At 63.7% G+C, this 18,883-nt stretch carries 4 protein-coding genes (1 of these 4 cut by a window edge); all 4 read right to left on the reverse strand.

The annotated features are described in order from the left end of the window. Tightly spaced (each overlapping or abutting the next), the 4 genes in view from RS897_RS36750 to RS897_RS36765 form a layout consistent with a single transcriptional unit that may run on beyond the window. Positions 1 to 9,868, reverse strand: partial view of a non-ribosomal peptide synthetase/type I polyketide synthase gene (locus tag RS897_RS36750; RefSeq protein ID WP_315833557.1) — the 5' portion only. 4,130 nt of this gene lie to the left of the window's left edge; the window shows 9,868 of its 13,998 coding nt (coding positions 1–9,868); its start codon is at positions 9,866 to 9,868; the stop codon falls past the left edge of the window. Next, positions 9,865 to 16,197, reverse strand: a complete 6,333-nt coding sequence (locus tag RS897_RS36755; protein WP_315833558.1) for a non-ribosomal peptide synthetase — start codon at positions 16,195 to 16,197, stop codon at positions 9,865 to 9,867. The genes RS897_RS36750 and RS897_RS36755 overlap by 4 nt, the downstream gene beginning before the upstream one ends. After that, positions 16,154 to 17,212 (reverse strand): alpha-ketoacid dehydrogenase subunit beta, encoded by a 1,059-nt coding sequence (locus RS897_RS36760; protein ID WP_315833559.1) that lies wholly within the window; start codon positions 17,210 to 17,212, stop codon positions 16,154 to 16,156. Before RS897_RS36760 ends, RS897_RS36755 begins: the two co-directional genes overlap by 44 nt. Continuing rightward, complete coding sequence (locus RS897_RS36765) at positions 17,209 to 18,123, reverse strand: thiamine pyrophosphate-dependent dehydrogenase E1 component subunit alpha (RefSeq protein WP_315833560.1); 915 nt, start codon at positions 18,121 to 18,123, stop codon at positions 17,209 to 17,211. Before RS897_RS36765 ends, RS897_RS36760 begins: the two co-directional genes overlap by 4 nt. Positions 18,124 to 18,883 lie beyond the last annotated feature (760 nt).

The following is an 18,883-nucleotide window of genomic DNA, read 5'->3' on the forward strand; positions in this document are numbered from 1 at the left end:
GATCCGAGTCCCGCGTCAGCGCATCCAGATGACACGCCCCACCCACCTTCGCCGCCAGTACACGCGCAAACCGATCCGCGCTCTGCTCCGACAGCACACCATCATCCAGCACACCGGCCGCATGCACCACGCCGCGCAGCGGCAGATCCGAGGAGATCGCCTCCACCAACGCGCGCACCGCATCGCCGTCCGATACGTCCACCGCCGCTACCGTCACCCGCGCACCCAGCGCCTCAAGCTCCTCCACCGCCGCGGCCGCGCCCGGCGTCTGCTGGCCGCGACGCCCCGTCAGCACAAGGTGCTTCATTCCGCCTTGCGCCAGCCACCGCGCCACATGCAGCCCCAGCGCACCAAGCCCGCCGGTGATCAGCGCCGTTCCATCCCAACGCAGCTGCCGCACCTGATCAGCGGCAGCCGCCGCACGCTTCAATCGCGCGACGCGCCGTTCGCCTGCCCGCCAGGCGATCTCCCGCTCCTCGTCCGCAGAACACAGCGCGCATAGGATCGCATCGTTCATATGCGGTCCGTCCGCGACGTCGAGCAGCGTGCAGTCCAGCTCCGGGTGCTCCTGCATCACCGTGCGTCCGAGACCCCACAGCGAAGCCTGCGCCACCTCGGCCGGCTCCTCGGCCGTCACCGCCACTGCCCCGCGCGTCACCCACCACAGCCGCGGCGCTCGCTCCTGCTGCGCCAGCAGCTGCACCATCCCCAGCCCGTCGCTCGCCATCCGGTAGGCAGCCTCTGCCGCGGCCGCTTCGTCGTGGGGACGACCCCACAGGCACACCACGTGCTCCGCCGGCAACGCCGCAGCCAGATCTTCAAACGCGACTAGCTTGCAGCCGGCGCCCGCCGCGAGCAGGCGCTCAACGAGCGCAACGGACAGCGCATCGTCTGCAGCGCCAACCACAATCCACCGCCCCGAAGGCGTCGACGCTGGCGGCGCCGGCGACGCCGGCCAGCCAAGCTCATAAAGTGCGTTCGCAGCCTCTTGCCGCTGGTCGAGAGCTTCGCCTGCAACAGGACGGCTGCGCAGCCCAATCACTTCGACGAGGACATCGCCTCGGTCATCCGCCAGCGTCACATCCGCTGCGCCGTTCTCGCCGCCGGCCTGCTCCGAGCGCCGCACATGGACCCACGCAGCAGACGCTCCCGACGCGTGCACGGTCACCCGGTCCATCGCAAAGGGTAGATGCAGACCCTGCTTCTCCGCAGCCACCCCGGAGAGCGACTGGAACGCCGCATCGAGCAGTGCCGGATGGATGCCATAGCGCTCCGCGTCCTCGACCTCCTCGGGCAGAGACACCTCGGCCAGCGCTTCGTTCGTCCCGCGCCATAATGTCTGCAGTCCCTGGAACGCAGGGCCGTAGTCCAGGCCTACCGACGCAAACGCCTCGTAGGCTTGCGCCACCTCGACACGCTCAGTGCAGCGCGACCGCACCGCGTCGAGATCGATGTGTCCAGCCTCACCCGCACTCGATCGGCGCACCTCGCCGCTCGCGTGCAGCGTCCATCCCGCTTCCGTCGATGTATCCGACCTCTGACTGTGAACCGATACTTCCCTTCGGCCGTCATCGTCCTCGCGCACAACCACCTGCACGCGCTGACCGCCATGCTCCGGCAGTACCAGCGGCGCCTGCAGCACCAGCGACAACACCTCCGCCGCATCGCCGTCAAAGCAGTGCTCGCAAGCCGCCCGAACAAGCTCCGCCACTCCGGCTCCCGGCATCAGCGCCAGCTCGCCGACCCGATGGTCGTAAAGCCAGGAATGCTCCGCCCGCGACAGCACAGACTCATACACAACCGCGCCGCCCGCCAGCGACACCCGCACGCCCAGCAGCGGATGGCCCGTCGCCTCGCCGGCCTGGGCCCGCAGCGACGCCTGTTCAATCCAGTAGCGCTGTCGCTGCCACGCATATGTCGGCAGATCTACACGACTGCCGCCGTTCGGAAAGACCCCGTTCCACTCGACCCGGCCGCCCTGCGCAAAGTGCCTTCCCAGCGCCTCGAGCGCCGCTGCAGGCTCGGCCCGCTCAGCTCGCAGGCTCGCCACCAGCACCGGATCCTTCGCTCCCGCAGGCAAGCACGCCGGCACCAGCCCGAGCAGCGTCGGCCTCGGCCCCAGCTCGACATACTCCGTCACCCCCGCCGCATGCAGCGCGCCAACGCCAGCCGCAAAGCGCACCGCCCCCCGCACATGCCTCACCCAGTACTCGGCACTCGACAGCTCACTCCCCGCCACCTGACCGCTGACATTGCTCACCACTGCAATCTGAGCCGGCTGATGGGCAATGGACTCCGCAACCCGCCGGAACTCGTCCAGCATCGGCTCCATCAGCGCCGAGTGGAATGCATGCGACACCGTCAACCGCTTCGTCGGCGCGCCCTTCGCCGCAAACGCCTCCGACACCGCTAGCACGCCCGCTTCCGCGCCCGAGATGACCAGCGACGACGGGCCGTTCACAGCCGCAATCGACACGCGGCCCGCCTGCGCCTCAACCGCATCCGCAACTTCCGATTCCGACGCCTCAATCGACACCATCGCGCCGCCCCGCGGCAGCGCCTGCATCAAGCGCCCGCGCGCCGCCACCAGACGTGCTGCATCTTCCAGCGAGAACACGCCCGCCACATAGGCCGCCGACAGCTCCCCGATGCTGTGGCCCGCTACAACGTCCGGCGCCACTCCCCACGACCGCCACAGCTTCGCCAGCGCAACCTCAAGCGCAAACAGCGCAGGCTGCGTCCACCCTGTCTCATCGAGCCTCGACGCACCCGATGGCTCCGCCCACATCACCTCGCGAAGCGGGCGCTCAAGGTGCGGATCCAGCGCCGCCCACGTCGCCTCCAGACCCTCGCGGAACACAGGCCATTCCTCGTAAAGACCTCGCCCCATCCCAACCTGCTGCGAGCCCTGACCCGTGAACAGCCACGCCGTCTTGCCGCGAGCGCGTGCCTTCTGCCCTCGGGCGAGCGCCATCTCGCCGCGCGATGCCGCTTCAAGCCCCGCAACCAGCTCCGCGCGCGTGGCCACCGCCAGCGCCAGCCGGTGCTCGTGATGGCTCCGCGTCGTCGCCAGGCTGTATGCGATGTCGCCCAGCGCCTGCTCCGGATGCGCCTGAACATGCGACGCCAGACGCGATGCCGCCGCATCCAGCCCCGCCGTACTCTTCGCCGACACAACAACAAGCTCCGCCGAGCGCGGTGGCTGCGACGGCAACGTCACCGCGGTCTCATGCGGCGCCTCTTCCAGCACAACATGCGCGTTCGTCCCGCTCACGCCGAACGCGCTCACTCCGGCGATCCGCGCCACGCCGTTGCGCTCCCACGCCACCGGCTCCGACGCCACCTTCACCGGCAGCTCGTCCCAGGCAATGTGCGGGCTCGGTGCATCGAAGTGCAGGTTCTGCGGGATCCGCTCGTGCTGCAGCGACAGCACCACCTTGATCAGACCCGCTACCCCGGCGGCGGCTTGCGTATGCCCGAGATTGCTCTTCACCGACCCGATCATCACCGGCCGGTCGCTGTCGCGGCCCTCCGCCAGAACCGCGCCAAGCGCCTGAACCTCGATCGGATCCCCCAGTACCGTCCCGGTCCCATGGCACTCCACATACCCAACCTGGTGCGGCTGCACTCTGGCCTGCGCCAGCGCACGGCGGATCACCGCCTCCTGCGACGGACCGTTCGGCGCCGTCAGCCCATTGCTGCGGCCATCCTGGTTCACCGCAGAGCCGCGGATCAGCGCCAGCACGCGGTGGCCGTTCCGCCGCGCCTCGCTCAGACGCTCCAGCACGACCATCCCGCAGCCTTCAGACCAGCCGGTACCATCCGCGCTCGCTGCAAAAGTCTTGCAACGACCGTCCGCCGCAAGCCCGCGCAGCCGGCTGAACTCCACGAACGAGCCCGGCGTCAGCATCACCGCCACGCCACCCGCCAGCGCCATCGAGCACTCTCCCTGGCGCAGCGCCTGGCACGCCAGGTGCACCGTCACCAGCGATGACGAGCACGCCGTGTCCACCGTCATGCTCGGACCCTGCAACCCAAGCGCGTAGCTGATCCGGCCCGACGCCACGCTCGCCGCGCTTCCGGTGCCGACATAGCCGTCGAGCCGCTCGAGCCCGCCGCCCAACATCCCGTACTCCTGGTATGTCAGCCCGACGAACACCCCGGTGCTGCTGCCCATCAGCTGCCCTGCTGCAACGCCAGCGCGCTCCAGCGCCTCCCAGCTCGTCTCCAGCAAGAGACGCTGCTGCGGGTCCATGCTCACCGCCTCGCGCGGCGCGATCCCGAAGAATCCGGCATCAAAGCGATCGATCTCCGGCAGGAACCCGCCACTCCGCGTCGTCATCTTGCCCGCCGCATCGGGATCCGCGTCATAAAGCGCATCGACGTCCCAGCGCTCACGCGGCACTTCGCTCACCGCATCGACGCCTTCCTCCAGCAGACGCCAGAAGCTCTCGGGATCGGCAACGCCGCCTGGATAGCGGCAACCGATCCCCACAATCGCGATCGGCTCCTCAGCTGGACGCGCCACTACCGCAGTCGCCAAGGCCGACGGAGCCTCCGACAGCAGCAGCACTCGCTCGAGCAGGTACCTGGCGATCGCCGCCGGTGTCGGATAGTCGAAGGCCAGCGTCGCCGGCAGCCGCGCCCCGGCACGCTTGCCCAGCGCATTGCGCAGCACCACCGCCATCAGCGAGTCGAGCCCCAGCTCCTTCAGCGGACGTTCCGACTCCACGGCATCGGCCGCACCCAGCGACAGCACACGCGCGACCTCGCCGCGCACCACCTCAATCACCGCCGCCGCTCGATCCTTCTCCAAAAGCAACGCCAGCTCGGCGGCCCAGCCGCCACGCCGCGGCGCCGCCGTTGCCCGCCGCGGTGAGCGCACCAGCTCCCGCCACAACGGCGGAACGGTCCCCTCAAACGACTTGCGCAGCAATCCAAGGTCAAGCGACACCGGCAGAAGCTGCGCTTCGCTCCGGCCGAGTGCCGCCTTGAACAGCGCGATCCCGTGCAAGGGATCTACCGACCCCAGCCCGCTCTTGGCCAGACGGACCTGCTGCACTCTGTCCAACCCGGACGCCAGACCTGCCGCCTTCGACGACGCGTCGGTCCACAGTCCCCACCCAAGGCTCTGAGCTGGCAAACCCGCTGCGCGGCGGCGCGCCGCCAGCGCGTCCAGACACGCGTTCGCCGCCGCATATCCGCCTTGGCCGGCAGACCCCAGCGCCCCAGCAACCGACGAGAACAGCACGAAGAAGTCCAGATCCGAGTCCCGCGTCAGCGCATCCAGATGACACGCCCCACCCACCTTCGCCGCCAGTACACGCGCAAACCGATCCGCGCTCTGCTCCGACAGCACACCATCATCCAGCACACCGGCCGCATGCACCACGCCGCGCAGCGGCAGATCCGAGGAGATCGCCTCCACCAACGCGCGCACCGCATCGCCGTCCGATACGTCCACCGCCGCTACCGTCACCCGCGCACCCAGCGCCTCAAGCTCCTCCACCGCCGCGGCCGCGCCCGGCGTCTGCTGGCCGCGACGCCCCGTCAGCACAAGGTGCTTCATTCCGCCTTGCGCCAGCCACCGCGCCACATGCAGCCCCAGCGCACCAAGCCCGCCGGTGATCAGCGCCGTTCCATCCCAACGCAGCTGCCGCACCTGATCAGCGGCAGCCGCCGCACGCTTCAATCGCGCGACGCGCCGTTCGCCTGCCCGCCAGGCGATCTCCCGCTCCTCGTCCGCAGAACACAGCGCGCATAGGATCGCATCGTTCATATGCGGTCCGTCCGCGACGTCGAGCAGCGTGCAGTCCAGCTCCGGGTGCTCCTGCATCACCGTGCGTCCGAGACCCCACAGCGAAGCCTGCGCCACCTCGGCCGGCTCCTCGGCCGTCACCGCCACTGCCCCGCGCGTCACCCACCACAGCCGCGGCGCTCGCTCCTGCTGCGCCAGCAGCTGCACCATCCCCAGCCCGTCGCTCGCCATCCGGTAGGCAGCCTCTGCCGCGGCCGCTTCGTCGTGGGGACGACCCCACAGGCACACCACGTGCTCCGCCGGCAACGCCGCAGCCAGATCTTCAAACGCGACTAGCTTGCAGCCGGCGCCCGCCGCGAGCAGGCGCTCAACGAGCGCAACGGACAGCGCATCGTCTGCAGCGCCAACCACAATCCACCGCCCCGAAGGCGTCGACGCTGGCGGCGCCGGCGACGCCGGCCAGCCAAGCTCATAAAGTGCGTTCGCAGCCTCTTGCCGCTGGTCGAGAGCTTCGCCTGCAACAGGACGGCTGCGCAGCCCAATCACTTCGACGAGGACATCGCCTCGGTCATCCGCCAGCGTCACATCCGCTGCGCCGTTCTCGCCGCCGGCCTGCTCCGAGCGCCGCACATGGACCCACGCAGCAGACGCTCCCGACGCGTGCACGGTCACCCGGTCCATCGCAAAGGGTAGATGCAGACCCTGCTTCTCCGCAGCCACCCCGGAGAGCGACTGGAACGCCGCATCGAGCAGTGCCGGATGGATGCCATAGCGCTCCGCGTCCTCGACCTCCTCGGGCAGAGACACCTCGGCCAGCGCTTCGTTCGTCCCGCGCCATAATGTCTGCAGTCCCTGGAACGCAGGGCCGTAGTCCAGGCCTACCGACGCAAACGCCTCGTAGGCTTGCGCCACCTCGACACGCTCAGTGCAGCGCGACCGCACCGCGTCGAGATCGATGTGTCCAGCCTCACCCGCACTCGATCGGCGCACCTCGCCGCTCGCGTGCAGCGTCCATCCCGCTTCCGTCGATGTATCCGACCTCTGACTGTGAACCGATACTTCCCTTCGGCCGTCATCGTCCTCGCGCACAACCACCTGCACGCGCTGACCGCCATGCTCCGGCAGTACCAGCGGCGCCTGCAGCACCAGCGACAACACCTCCGCCGCATCGCCGTCAAAGCAGTGCTCGCAAGCCGCCCGAACAAGCTCCGCCACTCCGGCTCCCGGCATCAGCGCCAGCTCGCCGACCCGATAGTCGTAAAGCCAGGAATGCTCCGCCCGCGACAGCACAGACTCATACACAACCGCGCCGCCCGCCAGCGACACCCGCACGCCCAGCAGCGGATGGCCCGTCGCCTCGCCGGCCTGGGCCCGCAGCGGCGCCTGTTCAATCCAGTAGCGCTGTCGCTGCCACGCATATGTCGGCAGATCTACACGCGCACTACCCGCCGCATACAAGCGCTCGAGATGCAGCGGACCACCGAGCACGTGAAGCTTGCCAGCTGATGCCAGCATCGACCTGCGCTCCGGACACTCGCGATAAAGCGAACCGACCACCGCACCACCCGCCTCGCTGTCGCTGCATAGCTCCTCCAGTCCAGCCAGCAGAACCGGATGCGGGCTCAGCTCCACGAAGATGCTGTGTCCCTGCCCCAACAGGGCCTCCACTACCTTCGCAAACCGAACCGGTTGTCGAACGTTGTCCATCCAGTACGCTGCATTCAGCTCACCGTCACCGACCGGCTGGCCGGTCACCGTCGAGTGCATCGCCAGTGCCGGCGCCTGCGGCGACAGATCCGACAATGCAGTCAGCAGATCCTCGCGCAGCACATCCACCTGCGGACTGTGGCTCGCAACGTCCACCTTCACGCGCTTGCAGAAGATGCCCTGGCCCTCGAGCCTCGACAGCACCGCACCCATGGCTGCAGGCTCTCCCGACAGCACCGTCGAGCGCCGGCTGTTGCTCACCGCAACGCTCACCTGCGCCTCATAGCCAGACAGCGCCGCCTGCGCCTCGTCCGCCGGCAGCTGCACCAGCGCCATCTCGCCCTGGCCGCTGATGCTCTTGAGCAGGCGGCTGCGTCGGCAGATCACCTTCGCCGCGTCCGCCAGCGTCAACCCACCTGCCACATACGCCGCCGCAACCTCGCCCATGCTGTGGCCGACCACCACGTCCGGCTCCACTCCCCACGACCGCCACAGCTTCGCCAGCGCAACCTCCAGCGCAAACAATGTCGGCTGCACGACCTCAATGCTCTCCAGACGAGACGCCTCTGCGGCTCTCTGCAGTTCTTCAATTACCGACCAGCCCGTCTCCAACGCGATCGCCGCCGAGCACTCCTCCAGTGCCTCTCGGAACACCGGCTCCTCTGACAGCAGCTCTCGACCCATCCCAAACCACTGCGAGCCCTGGCCGGGGAACACGAACACAACCTTTGGACGGCCCACGCTCGCCCGATCCCGGCTCAGTCCTTCCACCGGCTGGTCGCGCGATGCCGCTTCAAGCCCCGCAACCAGCTCCGCGCGCGTGGCCACCGCCAGCGCCAGCCGGTGCTCGTGATGGCTCCGCGTCGTCGCCAGGCTGTATGCGATGTCGCCCAGCGCCTGCTCCGGATGCGCCTGAACATGCGACGCCAGACGCGATGCCGCCGCATCCAGCCCCGCCGTACTCTTCGCCGACAAAACAACAAGCTCCGCAGAACGGGTCGCCGCAGCCGCTGCGCCCACCTCCGTCGTGGCTGGCGCTTCCTCTAAGATCATGTGAGCGTTGGTGCCAGAGATGCCAAAGCTACTCACGCCGGCACGCCGCGTCCGCTCAGCACGACGCGACCACGAGCGCGACTCTCGCAGCAGCGACAGGCCACTGCCCTGCCATGCGATGTGTTCACTCGGCGTTTCCACATGAAGCGTCTTGGGCAGAAGCTCGTGCTGCAGGGCCAGCACTATCTTCATCAATCCCAACACCCCCGCGGCAGCGCTCGCATGGCCCAGGTTGGATTTGCTCGAACCGAGATACAGCGGCTGATCTTGCTGTCTTGTCGGACTAAATACCGCAGTCAGTGCTCCTGCCTCGATCGGATCGCCCAGCATCGTGCCCGTGCCATGCGCCTCCACCGCATCGATGTCGTCCGCCGCAAGACCGCTCACAGACAGCGCGCGCCGGATGACCCGCTGTTGGCTCGGACCATTGGGCGCCGTCAGGCCCTGACTCCAACCATCCTGGTTGACCGCACTGCCGCGCACTACAGCCAGCACCCGATCGCCGTCCCGCTGTGCATCCGACAAGCGCTTAAGCACCAACACTCCGCAGCCCTCAGACCAGCCGACCCCGTCGGCGGACGCCGAAAACGATTTGCACCGACCGTCAAGAGCCAAACCACGCAATCGGCTGAATTCGACGAAGAAGGCCGGTGTGCTCATCACCTGTATGCCCCCCGCCAGCGCCAGGTCGCACTCCCCTTGCCGCAGACCCGTACATGCCAGATGCAAAGCCACCAGCGACGACGAGCACGCCGTGTCCACCGTCATCGCCGGGCCTTGCAGGCCGAGCACATAAGACACGCGCCCGGAGATCACACTGCTGGCCTGCCCGGTGCCAAAGTGGCCGTCCATCGCCTCAAGAGAGGCATTCAGCTGGCCATAGTCCGAACCCATCGAACCGAGATACACTCCCGTCATCGATTCACTGAGTGCATCCGGCCGGAGCCCCGCTCGCTCCAGCGCCTCCCACACTACTTCGAGCACCAGTCGCTGCTGCGGATCCATAGCAATCGCTTCGCGCGGCGAGATTCCGAAAAAGCCCGCGTCGAATTGGTCCACATCCTGCAGAAATCCTCCCTCGCGCGTGTAGCTTTTGCCTGCCGCATCAGGGTCCGGATCAAAGAGTGCGTTGGCATCCCAGCGTTCGGGGAACGGTCCAATAACATCCCGCCCCTCCTTCAAAAGCGCCCAGTAGCTCTCAAGATCAACTACGCCTCCAGGAGCGCGGCACCCCATCGCTAGAATCGCGATAGGCTCTCGCGATGCCGTAGCCTTATCCAGAACTGTGCGCAGCCGCTGAACCTCAAGCAGACTCTTGCGCAAAAGCTCGCTGGCACTCCTACTGGTCATTTGCCTAGGATCCTCTCCGCGAGAGCGAGCAGATCATCTTCCCCGATTTCGCGAATCATTTTGGAAATGCCCGTTGACTCTTCCGTCTCCGGCGGGGCCAAGGCGCGCACGATGGCCGCCACTGAGGGGTAGTCGTACGCCAGCGTCACGGGCAGCGGACGGTTCAGAGCACGCCCGAGCCGATTCCGAAACCGCAACGCCAACAGCGAGTCGGCTCCCAGATCAATGAACCGAGTCTCGATAGGCACTTCTTTGACTTCAAAGGTCTCGGCCGCCACCCGCGACACAATCTCCGTCAGTTCGATGATCGACTGGGTGGATTTTCCGCCCAGCGGAGCGGCGGGTGTGCTTGCCCTTGCAGGCACATGCCAGGCTTGTTTGCTCAGGACCGCTCGATCCACCTTGCCATTGGCATTCAGCGGCAATGACTCTCGAATCTGGAATTGCACCGGCACCATGTACGCCGGCAGCACCTTCTCACAGTACGCGCGCATTGCGTCGCCGTCGGTGACATGTGATGGAGCTGGCAAGGCTTCCGCAAGGAAAGGCCACCCTCGCTGCTTCCCTGACCACTCTGCGACCCCACCGACCAGAGCGTGCACGTACAACTCGGTGGGACTCAGATCGAATGCGGCCTCCAGCCCTCGAAAGTTGAACGAGGCTTGGCACAGACCGAGGCCGTGGATTGAAGCTTCATCCTCGAGGCTCTGACAGAGCCGGCCGGCTTCTAACCGGCACACAAGCTCACTCTGACTGCCGCAGAGCGGAGCTATGCGTTCCATCTGGCCTACGACAAGCAGCACGAACGCCGCTGCTTCGAACATTTCCCGGTTGGCGGGCGGGATCCGTTTGGTCTCGAGGGATACGGGCCCACCCACCTGGATGAGAGCGTGTGCGACGGGATCGTAGCGGTATGTTCCGCTCTCAAGCTCCTCGACCCGGCCAGCCTTCACTGACACGTACAGATGTACCGGATACAGATGGCCTGAAACAGCTGCACCGTTTCGCGACCCTTCGTGCATCCGGCGCAAGGTACCTAACAGCCCGGCCAAGCTCTCGAGCGGTACCGCACGCGGCAGGTAGGTCCGAAAGCTGCGACGACTCACCCAGTGCTGTTCTATCTCCTCGTCCGACCGCCAGCGCGGGAGTGCGATCGACGGTGCAGCGATGCGTCGAATGCTTCGATGATCCACCTTGAATTGCATGCGCTCCGCTGCGCTCTGTAGCGGCGCAAACTCCAAGAGGTTAGCGCTTGGCTGGGCGCGCTCCGCGGCGGCAAGCACGACGGACCAGCCCTCCCCGCAGGGGACTGCCAGCTCGCTCCCGCCCACCAACGCGTGCAAGCAAACATCTCCCGGCGCGAGCCCAAACACTGAGGCGAGACCATCGAGTTGAAGGCCCACAAGAGAGTGCAATTGCACCCCCTCCTCCGTCGCAGCGCGCTCCAACAGATGACTCATCTCGCCCGCTTCCAACGCGCAGAACGGCTCGCTCAGCCGGCCGTACGCAGGAGCGATGGCCGCCAAGTGCCCGATCAGCAGCAGAGTGAACGCGGACGACTTCAGCAGATCTTCCTGCTCAGAGACTCGCCCGGACAGAGGAGACACTCGATTGGAGAGCTGTACCAACGTGTGCTCGATCGGATGGTAGTAGTACACGCCTCCGGTCAGCCCATCGATCCGATCTGGCGCCACACACACCAGGACTTGCACGGGATACAGGCTTCCTGGCGACGCATAGCGGGCTTTCGGTAGCGGCGAGTAATCGTTCGGCACCCGTCGCAGGGTCTCCAGCATCCTGGCCAGCGATGTCACATCGATTGCCGCGCCAGTTGCTCGACGCTTCGGGGACGTGCAGGTGGGCGCAGGTTGCCCTTCCGACAACCCCACGACGGGTACATTTTGTCGTCGCGCCAGCGGCGTCGAAAGCATCGTCTCGACTAAGGCACGTCGTGCTGCTGAATCTTGCACCAGCGCCAGCTCACGCCACCGTGCGCTGCCTGGCTCGGCAAGAAAATCATCCTCCGAAGCGCCCAGTACCACATGCGCCACCAGGCGCTTTTCTCGCTCTCCTACTGCAACCACCACCGCCTGCTGGACATCGGCATGACGCTCGAGCACCGCTTCGATTTCGCCTAGTTCAACCCGATAGCCATGCACCTTCACCTGTTGATCGCGACGGCCCAGAAACTCGATATCTCCGCTAGGTAACCAGCGTCCCCAATCTCCCGTGCGATACAGCCGCTCCCCGGTGCGAGGGTGCAAGATGAAGCGCTGCTGGGTCTGCTCCTCATCACGCCAATACCCCTGGGCCAGACCAACGCCGCCCACATGGATCTCTCCCGCTACGTAGGTCGGACATGGCTCCAGGCTCGGACTGAGTATCCAAGCCGTTTGATTGGCCATGGGTTTGCCCCAAGGAATACTTGGCCAGTCCGGCTCTACCCGACCGATGTGATACAAGACTGCATTGATGGATGTCTCAGTGGCGCCGCCGACGCTGATGACAGTCGAATTGGAAACCTGGGAGCGGAAGGCGTCGGGCAGACTTACGGGTATCCAATCCCCGCTGAGCATGACCTTCTGCACACTGCCCATGGCCTCCAGCACCTCGGGACGCTTCTCCGCATGATCCACCAGCAGCCCAAGCAATGCCGGCACCGAGTTCCACACCGTCACACCTTGACGAAGATACTGCGCCCAGAATGCGGGATCTCTCGCCTCTCCGGCCTCAGGCAACACCACAGCGCCGCCGGCCGCAAACATCCCGAACATGTCGTAGACTGACAGGTCGAAGGACAAAGACGACAAACCGAATGCGCGGTCCGTCGATCTCACGTCCAGATGGGCATTGATATCGAGCAGGTAGTTTACCGGACCGCGATGGTCGAGCATGACCCCCTTGGGTTCGCCCGTGGATCCAGACGTGTAGATGATGTAAGCCAGATCAGCAGGTGTTTGAACGAACTCCAGCGCCGGAGCCTCGTTGTCAGCGAGCAAATCGCAATCGATCACCAAGCGCTGTACTTCGGCGAGCCCATCCAGCTCCACCCAAGGCTGAATCAAGGCCAGGCTCGCCCCGCTTCGCTCCAGAAGCGATCGGCGGCGGGCCGGAGGAAGGCCGGCATCTATCGGCAGGTACGCCGCTCCGGAGTACAGAACACCCAACACCGCGGCCACCTGCTCCCAGCCCTTGTCCATCACAATGGCGACGGGTGTATTGGGCTTCGCACCCAGCTCGCGCAGGCGATGCCCGAGCTGCCGCCCTATCGCGTCCAGCTCTCCATAGGTAAGCGTGCGCGCCTTGGCGATCACCGCAGGCTGATCGGGTTGAGCAACCGCCTGAGCCGCAAACAACCCGTGTAAGGTCTGCGACGACGCGGGGCCGGTCGTGTCGTTGGCGGATGCGATGCGCGACTGCTGGTCTTCGGCCAAGAGCGTCGGCCAGCACGTATCCCAGGCCGTCGGCTCTCGCGCCAGCGACGTGATCCGCGCCGTGTATGCGGCCGTCATCTCCTCGACCATGCCTTCGGGGAACAATCCCTCGATGACATCCCAGCTGTACCGTAGCTCCCCTCGCACCTCCTGGATAATGTGATCCAGCCAGACCTGCGGGGTCTGAGTGAGTTCGAAGATTAACTCCCCTAACCATGCATCCGCCGCTTCAACGGCGGAGATTGGCAGTCCCAACAGGCTTGTGAACACCACGGGCGCCATCACCTCTCGGCCCGCTCGCCGCCAGGCGCGCAACACATCGACCCCATCCACTGCGCTATGCTCCAGGTGCTGATGGAGCTGCCGCTGCAGGGCAGCAGCCCACGTCCGCAACGGTGTCCCCGCCGGCGGTTGGCATTCGAGGAACAGCAGGTTGGTGAAGTCGCCCGCGATATCGTAGATATTCTGGTGGATCGGCGGACGCGTGAAGTGCGTCAGGTTCAGGAGGAAGGGCGCCTCATTCGACCAGCGGCTCAGCACTTCTGCAAACGCACTACACAACGCCATGGTCGGCGTGATGCCTCGGCCTCGTGCTTCGGCGCCAAATCGCTCCCAGTCTGCCGCGTTCAGGCGGCCATGGTACCGGATGTTACGGTGGCGCTTCACCCGTTCCTGGGATTTGGCAAGCGGAAATTGCGGGACAGGATCGAAGCTCGGGCAACGCCCCTTCCAATACGCCAAGGCGTTCCGATGCGTCTCGGTATCGCGCGCCGCGATGCCCGTTCGAACGATCGCCTCGAACCCTCCAGGCATGAGTGCAGGTAGTTTTGCTGCTGGATTCTCGTAAAGACGCTGCCAATCGTGAAGGACGATCTGTAGACTCGCGCCATCCAGGCACAAAAGGTCGAAGTCCAGGCAGTAGCGAACGCGTCCCTCGGGCAGCAAGAACACGCGAAACTCGAACAACGGCCACTCTTCAAGCGAGCGAAACGCGCCCGACAATTCTGCCCGCACCTGAGTCAGGCGCCCCTCTCGCGCCTCATCGTCCACGGTACGCAGATCCTCGACAGGCAGCAAATAGTCGGGCACCTTCGGAAGCACCCGCTGATGCCCATCCGGGGTGAAGACCATTCGCAACGCCTCATGACGTTGTATCACCGCACGCCATGACGCCTCCAATCGCGGCAAGTCGACGAGTGATCCTTCGATCTCGCGGTACCAATGATACGCTACAGCTCCCGCGGAACCGGTTTGCCGTCCCACCCAGTACGCCTGCTGAATCGGTGAGAGCGGAAAGGGCTTGTAAGCAGATTCTGGGTCCCCGTTGACTTTGGATGCTTCGGGCGGACTTGCGGCGGCGCAATTTCCTCGCGCTCTCCGTCCAATTGCGACGACGAGGCCGGCGATTGTCGCAGCGTCAAAAAATTCTTCGAGCGTCAGATTGATCCGCAGTGCCTGACGAAGATCGGTGAGGATTTCGACGGCGCGCAGCGAATTGCCTCCAACGTCGAGGAAGTTTTCCGACACTGATGTCGTTTGCCGCCGGAGCCGCCGATTCCAAGCGGCGGCGACGAGGAGCTCCAGAGATGTCGGCACTGCAACGCTCTTGCCTCGCGTTGGTGTCTCGTCGGCGTGCTGCTGCTCGTTCAGCAACTCCACCATCAGCTGTTCATGCTCTGAGCGCGCCGCTGCCACAAGTTGCTGGAACAGCACATCCTCGGCCGTGGATTGTGATCGTTTCGTTGCTCCTTGCTCTTCGTGGCCTGACCCGACGGCGCCTTCGAGGTCGTTTATCTCCTCCAACCTCCGTTTCAAAGCGCTCAGGAACCGCATTGCCTCCGCGCCGTTTATGACACGGTGGTCGTATGCCAGGCCGACTGTGGTCACACGCCGACGCGTCACGCGTCCGTCATCGCGCAACGCCAGCTCTTCTTCGACAGCCGCCAGCGACACCATGCATGTTTGATTTGGTACAACCAATGGAAGCGAGAAGACGATCCCGCTTTCGGGATTCAGCGAGATCGATATGTTGCCGCCGCCGAACTCACTTTCTTCAAATCCATCAGACATTGCCTTCGTCTTGTACGCCATCAATTTAGCTGCGATGTCGGAGAGCGACATGGACGCGGCGTTCTTGATGACTGGAATGAACAACCCATGTCCTGCGTCGAGCGTGACGCCGACGTGAGCTCTCTTCGCCGAAGAAACCCTCTCGCCGTCCACAAAGTTAGCGAGCACCGCCGGCTGCTGTTCAGCGACTACGGCGACCGAATGGACGATGAGTTCAGTCAGCTCTACCGCGCGCCTGGTTCGCGCGCGAATTGCCGCAAGCGCGTCCAACGCTTGATCGCAGCTGATTTTGACCGCGAGAAACGCCTGTGGGATCGTTGCGTGCGATGTCGAAACAACCCGTGCCACTGCGGCCTGCCGCTTCGACAACGGTTCGGTTACCGAGCCTTGGGCAGACGATGATCCTCGACGGCGAAGTAGCTCTTCCACGTCGTTGCGCTTGATCAGCGACCGGCCAAGAGATTCGACCTCCCTCGCATCAAGCCCGTTTGCGGCCATCAGCGCTTGCGCATCCCTTGTCACCGTTACGGCATGTTCTCCTCCAGATGAGGCGGTGCGTCGGTTCCCGTCGACTGTTCCTCCAAGCTCTTCTAAATCTGCATGAACGTACGCAGCCTCTGACCCGACGGGACAAACGCTGTCGACCTGAACTGCATGACGAAGAAAACCATCAGTGGTGGAGACGAGCTCGAATGCTGCTTTTGACGTCTCCAAGAGAGCGATTACCTCGTCGGCACTCACCCGGGCGCCGTCAGCGACAATCCACTCTTTGAGAACACAACTATCGTCGTTGCTCGTGAATTTTGGGATTTGAATCGACTGCACAAGCCGCCTCCCGAACGATGCGGTAGATACCCTCTTTTTGTATCAGTACCTGCCTCTCTAGATGACGCGCGGCAGGGATAATGCTCGGCTCCGAGCATATGATTCCGATCGGATTCCTCAGCTTGCCCCATAAGGCGCCGTACAACCCCGCGGCCACCTCGTTTCCCCATCCACCTCCCCGCACGCCCTCTTCGACGGTGAAGATGAACTCCGATGTCGCAACTGCGTTTGCCAAGGGCGCCAAGGCAATCGGATAGAGTCGCGACGCCACGATGATCTGACATTCCACCTCGACGTCGATGATGAGATCCCGGATCGCGTCAATGCATCGCAGCGCTGCGCCTCCCGTCGTGATAATCGAGCAGCGCACTTTCCGGAAATCCGCGCAGTAAATCCGCGCGTATATCTGGTCTTTGTCGATGTATTCGAACGAGAAGACATCGTCGACACGACCGTCGCGAAACATCTTGTTCGTGTAGAGGACCTTGTCCTCAAAAAAAAGACAGGGCCGACCGGCGTTTAGAAGCTTGAAGAACACTTCTCTGTTGTCCACGAAGGGAGATAATTCGTAGAGATCGAGGTTCGGAATTCCAATGAAGTGTTTCTGCAGAGACTGACTGTGTGTAGGGCCGTAACCACGACCGCCACCAATCGGGACTCGCACTACACAGTTCAATTCGCAAGGCTCACCGTACATCGTCACAGACTTCGAGAGGAAATTGACGATTTGGTCGTATGCGAGTGTCACGAAATCACCGAACATGATCTCGACGATCGGCTTCTGTCCCATCAGCGATAGTCCAGCGGCGAAGCCGACGATGGCCGCCTCGCTTATTGGGGTCGTTAGCACGCGGTCACCGAACCTCGTTGACAATCCCCGAGATACGCCGAACGCACCGCCATACGGATCGAGAACATCTTCTCCAATGAACGACACACGCTCATCGTGTGCGAGAACCTCGTGCAACGCGCGATTGAGATTTTCTGAGACGCGCTCAGGTTGCAGTGCGTTCATGCGCAAAGCCCCTTCCACGTACTTGGCGGCCGATCGAGCACACGTCGAGCGAGGGTCGTGATCTCATCGTCGACACGAGCTCGTATCGCGGCATACTGCTCGGGAAACTTCACTTCGTAACATGTGAGGACGTCGCGTTGTCGGGCCCGCGCAATCTCGTCGGCCGTACGCGTATCGTCCCCTTTGCTATGTGGGCCGAGACGCATGGTCTCGAACGTGATGACGACTGGGCTTCGCTGCGTTCGCGAGAGCAAAAACGAAGGCGAGAGAAGCCTGCGGATCTCAGTTATGTCGGTGCTTGTAACTTCTTCGTATTCTATGCCGAATGCTCGGACGCGGGCTTCGATATTACCCGCCATCTGCAGCGCTGTTGGTGTCGATTGGGCAATGCCATTGTTCTCAACGATCAGCGCCAAAGGAAGTTGCCAAAGAGCAGCTAAATTCAATACCTCGTATACAATTCCTTGGCCCCAAGTACCGTCACCTACATACGCGATCGCCAGTTCATTAGAGCCAAATCGTTTGAAATGGCCCGCAACACCTGCAGCAATCCCAAGACCTTCACCTTGAATACCCGTCGACAGATAAGACCCACGCCGATAGATGTGCTGACTGCCCCCGACGCCATGACAGATGGCGCCCTGCCGTCCCGTTATTTCCGCTAGCAGGCCCTCAGCGTCGTCGAACCTCGCAATGTAGTGCCCGTGCCCTCGGTGATTGCTGAATACAAAATCACCAGGCTCGATCAAAGTGCGCAAAGCCACCGGGATGTACTCTTGCCCGAGGCAGGTATGCGTCGTTCCACTCAACTGACCTTGAGAGAAGAGTTCTAGTAAGCAGGTCTCGAAGAGTCTAATGCGGAGGAGACACTCAAGATCCTCGTCGCTCAGCTTTCCAAGACGACTCGACATCTTAAACGACACCTCGGTCGGAGCAACGAGAAGTGTGACCGGAGCTAGGCGGCTACCGTCAACACACTTAATAGTACAGTTGTGAATAGGACACAATTGTGACGAGTATTGCTAGTCGTCGATTTATTTGATCGGCGGCAGCGCCCAGTCACTAGTGTGTTCGCAAGACGACCGACTTAGGACGGTTCTTCAATTGTCTTCAATTGCTTTCGTGAATCAGCACATTGTGAGCAACGCGATGGCCAGTGCAGCGAGAACACCTCATGCATCTACTCTCGCACAGCAGGCACTTGTCCAAGGTCAGCCGCGTGTTGGTCAACCAATCCACCCGCCTTGGAAATACTGGTAGCGTTGAAAACGGAATGCCCTTCTCGGTGATGTTGTCCCGCGGAATGCAGGGGGGGCTCTACGATTACTGAGAATGTCAACTGGCACCATTTTTTGAATTATACTTGGATCTCCGAGCCAATCGCGCGGGCCAGGCCTCGTTTAAAAGAGCTCTTTGGGCGCCATTGGCGGGATTGTTGACGCGCTATACGAAGCTCGATCTTTGGGCCGAGCTGGCGAGCGACCTCACCCGCTTTTGAACTCAGAAGAGTTTTCAGAGAAACCTCATGAGTTCGGGCAGCACAGCGCTCTGGCGCTCCCTTGGGCAGGCTAAATTCCATATCGTCCGTTACGCGAACAAAAAAGACTTGCGGAGGAGCCGCGCTTACTCTTGTTTCAAATAACCAGACGACGCCGAAGGTAGCCGTTTCTG

Origin of the sequence: Bradyrhizobium prioriisuperbiae, from assembly GCF_032397745.1 — a bacterium.
Lineage (GTDB): Bacteria > Pseudomonadota > Alphaproteobacteria > Rhizobiales > Xanthobacteraceae > Bradyrhizobium_A > Bradyrhizobium_A prioriisuperbiae.